At 72.3% G+C, this 12,168-nt stretch carries 4 protein-coding genes and 1 pseudogene; all 5 read left to right on the forward strand.

The window, feature by feature from the left end:
* The first annotated feature begins 79 nt into the window (after positions 1–79).
* Positions 80–5,920: a type I polyketide synthase gene (locus N6H00_RS03315; protein ID WP_268970008.1), complete on the forward strand. Its 5,841-nt coding sequence runs from the start codon at positions 80–82 to the stop codon at positions 5,918–5,920.
* A 47-nt stretch (positions 5,921–5,967) separates the two neighbouring features.
* Positions 5,968–6,354: a nuclear transport factor 2 family protein gene (locus tag N6H00_RS03320; RefSeq protein WP_268970009.1), complete on the forward strand. Its 387-nt coding sequence runs from the start codon at positions 5,968–5,970 to the stop codon at positions 6,352–6,354.
* Between the two features lie 35 nt (positions 6,355–6,389).
* Complete coding sequence (locus tag N6H00_RS03325; RefSeq protein WP_268970010.1) at positions 6,390–6,857, forward strand: nuclear transport factor 2 family protein; 468 nt, start codon at positions 6,390–6,392, stop codon at positions 6,855–6,857.
* Positions 6,858–6,891: 34 nt separating this feature from the next.
* A complete protein-coding gene (locus N6H00_RS03330) occupies positions 6,892–8,322 on the forward strand; it encodes an NAD(P)/FAD-dependent oxidoreductase (RefSeq protein WP_268970011.1) in 1,431 nt (476 codons plus the stop codon).
* Positions 8,319–11,969: pseudogene (locus tag N6H00_RS03335) on the forward strand (type I polyketide synthase); the annotation flags it as partial. The gene N6H00_RS03330 and the pseudogene N6H00_RS03335, both read left to right, overlap by 4 nt.
* Positions 11,970–12,168: the final 199 nt, after the last annotated feature.

Here is a 12,168-nt window from a genome sequence, read left to right on the forward strand (position 1 = left end):
TTGAACCACACCGCCGAATCAAGACCGCCGAATCAGGACCGCTGAATCAGGACCGCCGTGACGATCGGGTTGATGCGATATGACGGATGACGAGAAGCTCCGCAGCTATCTCAAGCGGGCGACCGCCGATCTGCGTCTGGCCAGGCGGCAGTTGCGCGAGGTCGAGGACCGCGCCCGGGAGCCCATCGCCGTCATCGGGATGGCCTGCCACTTCCCCGGCGATGTGGCGACGCCCGAGGATCTGTGGCGGGTGGTGGCCGAGGGAGTGGACGTCATCTCCTCGTTCCCCGAGGACCGTGGCTGGGACCTGGAGAACCTCTATGACCCGGATCCGGAGAACGCCGGTACCAGCAGCGCCCGCGAGGGTGGCTTTCTGCGCGATGTGGCCGATTTCGACGCCGAGTTCTTCGGGATCAGCCCCCGTGAGGCCGCGGCGATGGATCCGCAGCAGCGGCTGCTGCTGGAGACCGCGTGGGAGGCGTTCGAGCGCGCGGGGCTGACGCGGGAGGCGCTGAGCGGCAGTGACACCGGGGTGTACGCCGGGGTGGACTCGTATCACTATCTGTCGCTCATCGGCCAGACGACCAGCGACTCGGCGGGCTACGTGGCCACCGGGAACCTCGGCAGCGTGGTCTCGGGCCGGGTGTCGTACTCGTTCGGTCTGGAGGGGCCCGCGGTCACGGTGGACACGGCGTGCTCGTCGTCGCTGGTGGCCACGCATCTGGCGGTGCGGGCACTGCGGCAGGACGAGTGCTCGCTGGCCCTCGCGGGCGGGGTGACGGTGATGGCCACGCCCGGTGGGTTCACCGAGTTCTCGCGTCAGCGGGCGCTGTCCCCGGACGGGCGGTGCAAGGCGTTCGCCGCGGCGGCGGACGGCACGGGCTTCTCCGAGGGCGTCGGTCTGGTGCTGCTGGAACGGCTGTCGCAGGCACGGCGCAACGGCCATCGGGTGCTGGCGGTGATCCGGGGTTCGGCGGTCAACCAGGACGGCGCCAGCAACGGCCTCACGGCGCCGAACGGACCCTCCCAGCAGCGGGTGATCCGGCAGGCGCTGGCCGACGCCGGGCTGTCGCCGTCCGAGGTGGACGCGGTCGAGGCGCACGGTACGGGCACGACGCTGGGTGACCCGATCGAGGCCCAGGCGCTGCTGGCCACGTACGGCCAGGGCAGGCCGGAGGGACGTCCGCTGTGGCTGGGCTCGGTCAAATCCAACATCGGGCACACCCAGGCCGCCGCCGGAGTGGCGAGCGTCATCAAGATGGTGCAGGCCCTGCGGCACGAGGTGCTCCCTCTCTCGTTGCACATCGACGAGCCGACACCGCATGTGGACTGGGGCACGGGTGCGGTGCGGCTGCTGACCGAACCGGTCGAGTGGGCGGCGCACGGGCGGCCGCGACGTGTGGGTGTGTCGTCGTTCGGCATCTCGGGGACGAACGCCCATCTGATCCTGGAGCAGGCCCCCGAGGAGACCGGAACCGACCCCGAACCGGACACCCCGCACAACGACGGCACGGCGACACCCGGTGTGGTGCCATGGGTGGTGTCCGGGCGCGGCACCCACGCATTGCGCGGCCAGGCACGAGCACTGGCCGAGCGGGTAACCGCCGACACCACCCTCTCACCGACAGACGTCGGATGGTCACTGATCACCACCCGATCCGTCTTCGACCACCGCGCCGTCATCGTCGGCCACAACCGCGACGAACTCCTCGCCGGACTCAACGCCCTCACCACCGGCGAAACCCACCCCAGCCTCATCCAACCCACCACCACAAGCAACCCGGGCACAGACGGCACCGGACCCGTCCTGGTCTTCCCCGGCCAAGGCTCACAATGGCTCGGCATGGGCGCCGGACTCCTGGACGCCTCACCCGTCTTCGCCACCCGCATCGCCGAGTGCGAACAAGCCCTCACCCCACACATCGACTGGTCACTGACCGACGTCCTGCGCGGCGGAATCAACGCCGCCGACCTCACCCGCGTCGACGTCGTCCAACCCGCCCTGTGGGCCATCATGGTCTCCCTCGCCACCGTATGGGACCACCACGGCCTCACCCCCACCGCCGTCATCGGCCACAGCCAAGGCGAAATCGCCGCCGCCTGCGTCGCCGGAGCCCTCACCCTCGACGAAGGCGCCCGCATCGTCGCACTCCGCTCCCAAGCCCTACGCCGCCTCGCCGGCCACGGCGCCATGGCCTCCCTGACCATCAACCCCCACCACGCCACCACGTTCCTCACCAACCTCGGCACCCACGCGGCAGACATCGCCATCGCCGCCATCAACGGACCCGGCTCCATCGTCATCTCCGGACCACCCGACCAAATCACCCACGCCATCACCGCCTGCGAACGCACCGGCCACCGCGCCCGACTGATCGACGTCGACTACGCCTCCCACAGCGCCCAGGTCGATGAGATCGCGGAGGAGTTGCATGAGCTGCTGGCCGGGGTCAAGCCGGTGCCGGGCCAGGTGGCGTTCTACTCGACCGTCACCGGCGCCCGCATGGACACCGCCGGGCTCGACACCGCCTACTGGGTGACGAACCTCCGCGAACAGGTGCGCTTCGCCGACGCCGTACGCGCCCTGCTGGACGACGGCCACCGCGTGTTCATTGAGGCCAGCACCCACCCCGTCCTCACCATCGGCATGCAGGAGACCTTCGAGGAGGCGGGGGTCGACGCGATCACCATCCCGACCCTGCGGCGGGACCACGGTGGCCCGGCCCAGCTGGCGCGGTCGGTGGCGCAGGCGTTCACCGCGGGCGTCGAGGTGGACTGGACCCGCTGGTTCCGCACCGATCCCACGCCCCGCGTCATCGACCTGCCGACGTACGCCTTCCAGCGTGAGCGGTACTGGCTGGACGGCGAGGGCGGACCGGGTGGCGATCCGGCCGGCCTGGGGCTGACCTCCGCGGGCCATCCGCTGCTCGGCGCCGCCGTGGAGCTCGCCGACGGCACCACCCATGTGCTCACGGGCCGGCTCTCCGCACGGTCCCACCCGTGGCTGGCCGAGCATGTGGTGGCGGGCGCGGTGCTGGCGCCGGGAGCGGTGCTGGTGGAGTGGGCGCTGCGGGCGGCCGACGAGGTCGGCTGCGGCGGGGTGGAGGAGCTGGCGTTGCAGGTTCCGCTGGCGCTTCCCGAGTCCGGTGGACTGCGGGTGCAGGTGGTGGTCGGTGCCGCGGCGGAAGACGGTCGGCGCGAGGTGCGGATGTACTCCCGTCCCGACCGTCCCGGCCGTCCCGATCACTCCGACCGCCCGGATCGCGTCGGCCAGGCCGTCGATCCCGGCCCGGACGCGGAGTGGCGGTGCCATGCGGTGGGTGTGCTGGCGCCCGCGAGCGAGGTCCCCGCGCCGGTGGAGGGGCTGGAGGGCGCCTGGCCGCCCGTGGGCGCCGAGCCGTTGGACGTCGACGCCTTCTACGAGCAGGTGCTGGCGGCGGGGTACGGATACGGTCCGGCGTACCAGGGGCTGAAGGCCGCGTGGCGCCATGGCCGGGATGTCCTCGCCGAGGTGACGCTGCCCGAGGCCGCGGGAGGACGGGGCGGATTCGGTATCCATCCGGCGCTGCTCGACGCGGCGCTGCATCCGTCGCTGCTGATGGACCGGCCCGAGGGGCAGGAGGACGACGGCCGGGTGTGGTTGCCGTTCGCCTGGAACGGCGTGTCGCTGTGGGCCACGGAGGCGGCCACGGTACGGGTACGGCTGTCGCGGGACGAGGAGCGGCAGTCGCTGCGGCTGACGGTGGCCGACACGGTGGGCGCTCCGGTGCTCACCGTCGACTCACTGGTGACCCGTCCGGCCCCGACCGACCAGTTGCGTACGGCTGCCGCCGCGCGGGGCGTGGACGGGTTGTTCAGGCTGGAGTGGGCTCCCCTGCCCGCTCCGGCCACCGAGCCGTCCCCGAAGTCGGTGGTCGGCGACGGCGGCTGGGTGGTGCTGGGCGAAGACCGGCTGGGGCTGGCAGAGCCGGTCGCGGCGGGTGTCACCGCTGATGCCGTGGTGTGCCATCCGGATCTGGATGCGCTGATCGCGGCGGTCGACGCGGGCGAGGCCGCCCCCGCGGTCGTCCTGACCCATCCGCACTCCACCAGGGACGGCCACGGGGGCGGGCTGGGGGCGGCCGAGGAGCTGCTGGGGCTGGTGCAGTCCTGGCTGCGGCGGCCGGCGCTGGCCGAGACCCGGCTGGTGGTCGTCACACGGGGTGCGATGGCGACGGGTCGTGCGGGCGACGACGCCGCGCTGGATCCGTCCGGTGCCGGTGTGTGGGGGTTGGTCCGCAGCGCCCAGTCGGAGAACCCGGGCCGGTTCGTGCTGCTCGACCTCGACGCGAGCCGCTCCGCCGAGAGCCGTCTCGATGCCGGTCGACGCGACGCCAGCAAGCTCGACGCGAGTCGCGAGGGCGTCGTGGCGGCCGTGGTCCGCGCCATCGATCTGCACGAGCCCCAGGTGGCGGTGCGGGACGGACGGGTGCTGGTGCCCCGGATGGTGCGCGCGGGAGCCGCCGCGCCCGGCCCGGCCGTCGATGAGCCGGCCGAGGACGCCGTCGGGATCGACACCGATGGCACCGTACTGATCACGGGTGGCACCGGCACCCTGGGCGCTCTGGTCGCCGAGCACCTCGTCCGCGCCTGGGGGGCCAGGCGTCTGCTGCTGGTGAGCCGGAGCGGTCCGGACGCCGCCGGGGCCGGTGAACTCGCCGACCGGCTGGCCGAGTTGGGCGCTGATGTGCGGATCGCCGCGGTCGATGTCACCGACCCGGACGCGGTGGCCGGTCTGGTGGCCGAGGTCGATCCCGCACATCCGCTGACCGGTGTCGTCCACGCGGCCGGGGTGCTGGACGACGGCGTCCTCACCACCCAGACTCCGGAGCGACTGGCGCGGGTGTGGCGTCCGAAGGCCACGGCCGCGGCCCATCTGCACACCGCGACCGCGGAGCTGCCGCTGTCCTTCTTCGTGATGTTCTCCTCCACGGCGGGCACGCTGGGCGCCTCCGGGCAGTCCAACTACGCCGCGGCCAACGCCTACTGCGACGCTCTGGCCGCCCGGCGCCGCGCCCTGGGCCTGCCGGGTCTTTCGGTGGCGTGGGGCCTGTGGGCGGACGCCAGCGGGATGACCGGACATCTGGGGGAGGCGGACCGGGCCAGGATGGCCCGGTCGGGCATCGGGGCGATGTCCAGCGAGCGGGCGCTGGGGCTGCTGGACGCCGCCGTGCGCCACGGCCATCCCCATCTGATCGCCATCGACCTGGACGTCCGTGCGCTGGCCGGGCAACCGGCCCTGACCCTGCCCGCTCCCCTGCGGGCGCTCACCGGTGGCGGTGCGGCCCGGCGCACCGCGGCCACCGCGCGGCCGCACACCGACTGGGCCGGTCATCTGGCCGCGCTGCCGCTGGAGGAACAGCGCCGCACACTGCTCCATCTGGTCCTCACCCATGCCGCGGCGGCGCTCGGCCACTCCGACCCGGGCCGGATCCAGACCGAACGCGGCTTCCTGGATCTGGGCTTCGACTCGCTGACGGCGATCGAGCTGCGGAACAGGCTGACCGCCGTGACCGGTCTGCGGCTGGCCACCACCCTGATCTTCGACCATCCGAATCCGGCCGCCCTCGCCTCGCATCTGCACGAGGAACTGGCGCCCGAGGACGTGGATCCGCTCACCCCGGTGCTGGGCGAAATCGACAGGCTGGAAAGCGCGCTGCTTTCCGCGGTCCGGGACGAGGCGGCACGGGAAACCCTGCACAAGCGCCTGCGAACCACATTGGCGAGGCTGGGCGCGCCGCACGGCGACGGAACGGATGAAGGTCCGGCGGCCGGCCGTATTCAGGACGCCACCACGGCCGACGAGATTTTCCAGTTCATCGACCAGGACCTTGGCCGGAGTAAAAGCGACGGAGAGCACGCCCATGGGGGTACACGGTGATTGATGAGCGAAGCCGTAAGAAGCTCATTCTCGAGCACAGCCGCCGGATGAACGCCGCGGATGTCGACGGGCTGCTCGAACTCTACGCGGACGAGGTCGTTTTCGAAGATCCGGTCGGCTCGGGGCGCAGGACCGGACGGGACGCCTTGCGTGCGCATTTCGAGGACCTCACTCGGGCGGGTATCACCGAGATTCCCGGCGAGCCGGTGGCGGGGCAGGACGGTGCGCACGTGCTGGTGCCGGTGACGGCCACGATGGACTATCTGCCCAAGGGTCCCGGCTTCGCCGAGCACGGCTGGCTGGCGGCCCCCGACACCCCGGAGAACGCCCGTATCACCTGGGATTACGTCCTGATGATGCGCACCGGGTCCGGTGGTCTCATTCAGGAATTGCAGATGTTCTGGGGGAGGTCGGACATTGGCATCGCCAGCTGATCCCCCACGGTCCCGGCACCGCACAGGAGGCGTTCATGGCCGATGAGGCGACTCTCAAGAAGATGGCTCTGGAATACGCGCGGCGCATGAACGCCGGTGATGTCGAGGCGGTATTGGAGCTGTTCTCGGACGATGTCGTCTTCGAGGACCCGGTCGGCGCGCCTCCGCTCATCGGAAAGGACGCCCTGCGCGGACATATCGCCTGGTCCATGGAATGCCAGGTGCATGAGGTCCCGGGTCGTCCGGTCACCTCGATGGACGGTCGCAGGGTGGTGACACCGACCACGGTCACGGTGTACGCGCCGGCCAAACTCACCTTCAACATCATCGGTGTGATCGAACTCGATGATGACGGTCTGGCCCGTCATGCCCAGGCGTTCTGGGGCATCACGGATACGAAAGTGGGCGACGGTCCCGAACTCACCGGTGTCGCGCATTTCATGGCGGTCACCCAGAACCTCGCCAAGATGGTCCAGGCCAAGGGCAGCCCCAGTCCGACGTAACAGGCGTAAGCGGTGAAGGGACGAAAGCGAAACCATGACCGAACCGAAACACGGAATCGTTCTGGGCGGCGGCTGGGCGGGAATGCTGGCTGCCCATGTGCTGGCCCGCCATCTGGAGCGGGTGACCGTCGTGGAGCGTGATGTGCTGCCGGACGGCCCCCGGCACCGCAAGGGATCGCCGCAGGGGCGCCATGTCCATGTGCTGTGGTCCAGTGGTGCGCGCATCGTGGACACGCTGCTGCCGGGCATGATCGACCAACTGCTCGACGCGGGCGCCCGCCGGATCGGATTCCACCAGGACCTGGTGACCTTGACGTCCCACGGCTGGCAGCACCGCTTTCCACCGCGGCAGTTCGCCCTCATGTGCACCCGCCCGTTCCTGGACTGGAAGGTGCGCGAACGCGTGCTGGCCACCGGGCGGATCGCGGTGCGGCAGCGCGCCGAGATCCTCGATCTGGTCGGGGACGCCGAGCGGGTGACCGGGGTGCGGGTGCGCGACATGGACAGCGGGGTGGTGGAAACGCTGGAGACCGATGTGGTGATCGACGCCTGCGGGCGCGGTTCACGGCTCAGGCACTGGCTTACCGCGCTGGGCCTGCCGCCGCTCGAGGAGGACGTCGTCGACGCGGGCATCGCGTACGCGACCCGGGTGTACCAGGCGCCGCCGGGCGCCGCCACCGGGTTCCCGGCGGTCAATGTGGCCGCCGACCACCGGCTGCGCGAGCCGGGCCGGTTCGGGGTGGTGTATCCGCAGGAGGACGGCACCTGGATGGTGACCCTGTCGTGCACCCGTGGCGCCGGCCTGCCCACCCATGACGAGGACTTCCTGCCCTACGCCCGGACCCTGCGCCATCCGCTGGTCGCCGATCTCATCGGCCTCGCCGAGCCGCTGACCTCGGTGGTCGTCTCCCGGGTCGGCGCCAATCGGCGGCTGTATCCGGAGCGGCTGGACAGCTGGCCGGAGGGGCTGCTGGTGCTCGGGGACGCGCTGGCCGCGTTCAATCCGATCTACGGTCACGGGATGAGCTCCGCGGCCCGCGCGGCCGCCGCGCTGGACACCGAGCTTCAGCGGTCCGGGACCGGCGGCGGGGCGACCCGGCGGGCCCAGCGGGCGATCAGCGCGGTCGTGGACGATCCCTGGATCATGGCCGCGTCCAAGGATGTGGAGTATGTCAACTGCCGTATGAACACGACGGATCCACGGCTGACGGGCGGGGTCGTGGCGCGGCAGCGCTTCTCCGATCTGATCGCCGACCGGTCGATCCGCGCCTCGGCGGTGTGCGATGTGGTGACCGATGTCATCAGCCTGACGGCACCGCAGTCCGAGCTGGCGTCCAGCGGCTTTCTGTCGCTGATGCAGAAGGACCGGGTCCTCCCGGAGCTCACCGAGCCGCCGCTGACCCCCGATGAGCTGGCGCTGGTGAAGCTCAATCCGCGCAGCACGGTGGGTGCGGGCGGGTCATGAGCAACGAGGAAAAGCTCGTCGACTATCTCAAGTGGACCACGGCCGAGCTCCATGAGACCCGGCAGCGGCTGCTGGAGGTCCGGGCGGACCTGACGGAGCCGATCGCCATCGTCGGCATGGCCTGCCGCTTCCCCGGCGGGGTGCGCACCCCGGCACAGCTGTGGGACCTGGTGGCCGACGAGCGGGACGCCGTCTCCAGCTTCCCCACCGACCGGGGCTGGGACCTGGAGAACCTCTATCACCCCGATCCGGAGCACCACGGCACCTCGTACGTCCGGGCGGGCGGCTTCGTCCATGACGCGGCCGACTTCGACGCGGAGTTCTTCGGCATGGATGCCCGGGAGGCGGCGGCGGTCGAGCCGCAGCAGCGGATGCTGCTGGAGCTGGCGTGGGAGGCGACGGAGAGCGCGGGCATCGATCCGCACACCCTGCGGGGCAGCCGGACCGGCGTCTACACGGGGGTGATGTACCACGACTACGCCTCGCGTCTGGACGAGATCCCCGAGGGCCTGCTGGGCCATGTGGGCAACGGCAACGCGGGCAGTGTGTCCTCGGGCCGGGTGGCGTTCACCCTCGGTCTCCAGGGCGCGGCGGTCACCTTGGACACCGCGTGTTCGTCGTCGCTGGTGGCGATGCATCTGGCGGCCGGAGCGCTGCGGCGGGGCGAGTGCACGCTGGCGCTGGCCGGTGGCGCCGCCATCATGTACACCGCCAGCGTGTTCCAGGTGGCCTCCAGTCAGCGCCAGTTGTCGCCCGATGTCCGGTGCCGGTCGTTCGCCGACGCCGCCGACGGCATGGTGTACGGGGAGGGCGCCGGTCTGGTGCTGCTGGAGCGGCTGTCGGACGCGCGGCGCAACGGCCGTCCGGTGCTAGCCGTGATCCGCGGCTCGGCGATCAACCAGGACGGCGCCAGTACGGGCATGGCCGCGCCGAACGGCCCCGCCCAGCAGCAGCTGATCCGCGACGCGCTGGCGGACGCCCGGCTGGCCACGGGCGACGTGGACGCGGTGGAGGCACATGGCACCGGTACCGCGTTCGGTGACTCCATCGAACTCCAGGCGCTGCTCGCCACGTACGGCCGGGACCGCCCGGACGGCCGGCCGCTGCTGCTGGGATCGATCAAGTCGAACATCGGCCATACGCAGGCCGCCGCCGGGATGGCCGGTGTGATCAAGATGGTGATGGCGATGCGCCGGGGTGTGCTGCCCCGTTCGCTCCACATCGACCGGCCGACCCGGCTGGTGCGGTGGCGCGAGGGCGCGGTGCGGCTGCTGACCGAGCGGATGGAGTGGCCACGGGTGGCGCGGCCGCGTCGGGCCGGTGTGTCCTCGTTCAGCGCCAGCGGCACCAACGCCCATGTGATTCTCGAGGAGTTCACCGAACCGGCGGAGGGCGCTCCCGGCGGCGGTGGTGCCCACGACCCGGGGGTGGTGCCGTGGGTGCTGTCCGCGCGGAGCGTGGCCGCGCTGCGCGGTCAGGCCCGTGCGCTGGCCGCGCACACGGCGGCGGCCGGTCCGGGGCTGTGCCCCGCCGATGTGGGGTGGTCTCTGGTGACCACGCGGTCCTCGTTCGACCACCGGGCGGTCGTGGTCGGCCGGGGGCCGGACGAGTTGCGGGCGGGACTGGTGGCGCTGGCGGCCGGTGCGCCGCACCCCTCGGTGGTGGGACCGGAGGCGGCCGGTACTGGCGCGGCGGCCTCGACGGGCGGGACGGTGTTCGTCTTCGGCGGTGAGGGCGGTCACCTCCCCGGCACCGGCACCGGACTGTACGACCGGTTCCCGGTCTTCGCGGCGGCCTTCGACGAGGTCGGTGAGATGCTCGGGGTGAAGGGCGAGCACGACACGTCCTCCCGGGCCGGGATGTTCGCCCTGTACATCGCGCTGGCCCGGCTGCTGGCCTCGGCGGGGGTGCGCCCCGACGGGGTGCTGGGCCATGGTGTCGGTGAGATCGCCGCGGCGCATGTCGCCGGTGTTCTGGACCTGGCGCACGCCTGTCGGCTGGTCGCCGCCGGCACCGATACGAGCACGGTGAACGGTGCGCGCCCGCCCACGCCCTCGCTGGATGAGGCCGCCGCGGTGTGGGAGCTGGGGAGCGGGGCGGTGCCGCCGTCCGCCCCGTCGGCGCTGGTGCTGTCGCCCTTCCGGGGCGAGGGGTGCGAGGTGCGGGCGCTGATGCGCGGCCTGGCCCGTATGCACACCATGGGCGCCACGGTGGACTGGGCCGCCCTGTTCGGCGGCGGCCCGGCTCCCCGTGCCGTCGCACTGCCCACCTACGCCTTTCAGCGACAGCGCTACTGGCTGGAGAACGAGGTTCCGGCTCATGCCGTGCCCAGGGCGGAGAGCTGGGCGGACGCCGAGTTCTGGGATGCCGTGGAGCGTACCGACACCGCGGCGCTGACCCGGGCGCTCGAGGTCCCCGCCGGCCGGCGGGACGCGCTCGCGGAGCTCCTGCCCGCGCTCGCCACCTGGCGGCGGCAGCGGCAGTGGCGCTACCGCATCGCCTGGAAGTCCCTCACCGATCCGGTGGCGCCACGGCTGACCGGCAGCTGGCTGGTCGTGACGTCCGGCGGCACCACGGACGACGCCACAGTGGCCGCCGTGGCCGCCGCCCTGCGTGCCCATGGCGCCGAGACCATCACGCTCGCCCCGGACACCACACCGTCAAACGAGGCGACCCGGGCCCGGCGGATGGCCGGGGCCGTCGCCGGACGGCCGGTCGCGGGGGTGCTCTCCCTGATGGCCGTGGACGACGGCCGGCCACCGGCCGAGGACGGACGGAGCCCGGCGCTCGGCACCACCGTCGAGTTGTTCGGGACGCTGCGGCGGGCCGGGATCGAGGCCCCGGTGTGGCTGGCCACCCGCGGTGGCGTCAGCGTCGACCTGGGCGATGTGATGTGCCGTCCGGAGCAGGCCGCGCTGTGGGGTCTGGGCGGTGCGCTGGCGGTGGAGCGGCCGCACTGCCGGGGCGGGCTGGTCGATCTTCCGGCCAGGTTCGACGACCGGGCGGGACGGCGGCTCGCCGGGGTCCTGGCCGGGTCGCACGGCGAGGCGGAGGTGGCCGTGCGGGCCGACGGCTGCTTCGCCCGGCGCCTGGTGCGCGACGTACCCACGCTCCCCGTCTCCCCTGTCCGGCGGTTCCGGGGAACGGCCCTCATCACGGGTGCCGCCTCCGCTCTGGGCGGGCACACCGCCCGCTGGGCGGCCGAGGCGGGCTCCGAACACCTCCTGCTCATCGACACCGCGCCACCGGCCGCCGCCCTGACGGACGAGCTGCGCGCCTCGGACGTACAGGTGTCCGTCGCCACCGTGGACGTGGCCGATCCGAAGGCGCTCGCCGCGGCCGTCGCGGGCATTCCGGCGGACCTCCCGCTGACGGCGGTGCTGTATCTCACGGCGCCGCTGGCCGAAGAGACGGGGCAGCTGGAGGTGGCGCGGATCGAGCGTGAGTGGGCGGCGACGGTGGCGGGCGCGGTCAACCTCTGCGCCCTCGCCGACGGCCATGAGCTGTCGGCCTTGGTGCTCGGCTCCTCGGTGGCGGGCGTCCTGCCCAGCCCGGGACTGGGCAACCAGGCGCCGGCCCACGCCTACCTGAGCGCGCTCGCCCAGGAGTGCCGGGCCCGGGGCGTTCCGGCGACCTCGGTGTGCTGGGGTTCGATCGACGATCCCGACACGGCCGTCGGCGCCGCCAAGCAGCTCCGGAGCAACGGCATGTCCGCCCTGCCGCAGCGCTCGGCCGCCGCCCTGCTGCGGCAGGCGGTCATGGCGGACACGGCGTGCGTGGTCATCGCGGACATCGACTGGACCTGGATGCGCGCACACGCCGCGGAGCTGGGCACGCATCGGCTCT

Source organism: Streptomyces sp. S465 (assembly GCF_026898115.1).
Taxonomy (GTDB): domain Bacteria; phylum Actinomycetota; class Actinomycetes; order Streptomycetales; family Streptomycetaceae; genus Streptomyces; species Streptomyces luomodiensis.

Excerpts from the sequence above, each read along its gene's own strand:
- N6H00_RS03320 (WP_268970009.1), top strand. The coding sequence starts at position 5,968 with ATGAACGCCGCGGATGTCGACGGGCTGCTCGAACTCTACGCGGACGAG.
- N6H00_RS03315 (WP_268970008.1), top strand. The coding sequence starts at position 80 with ATGACGGATGACGAGAAGCTCCGCAGCTATCTCAAGCGGGCGACCGCC.
- N6H00_RS03325 (WP_268970010.1), top strand. The coding sequence starts at position 6,390 with ATGGCCGATGAGGCGACTCTCAAGAAGATGGCTCTGGAATACGCGCGG.
- N6H00_RS03330 (WP_268970011.1), top strand. The coding sequence starts at position 6,892 with ATGACCGAACCGAAACACGGAATCGTTCTGGGCGGCGGCTGGGCGGGA.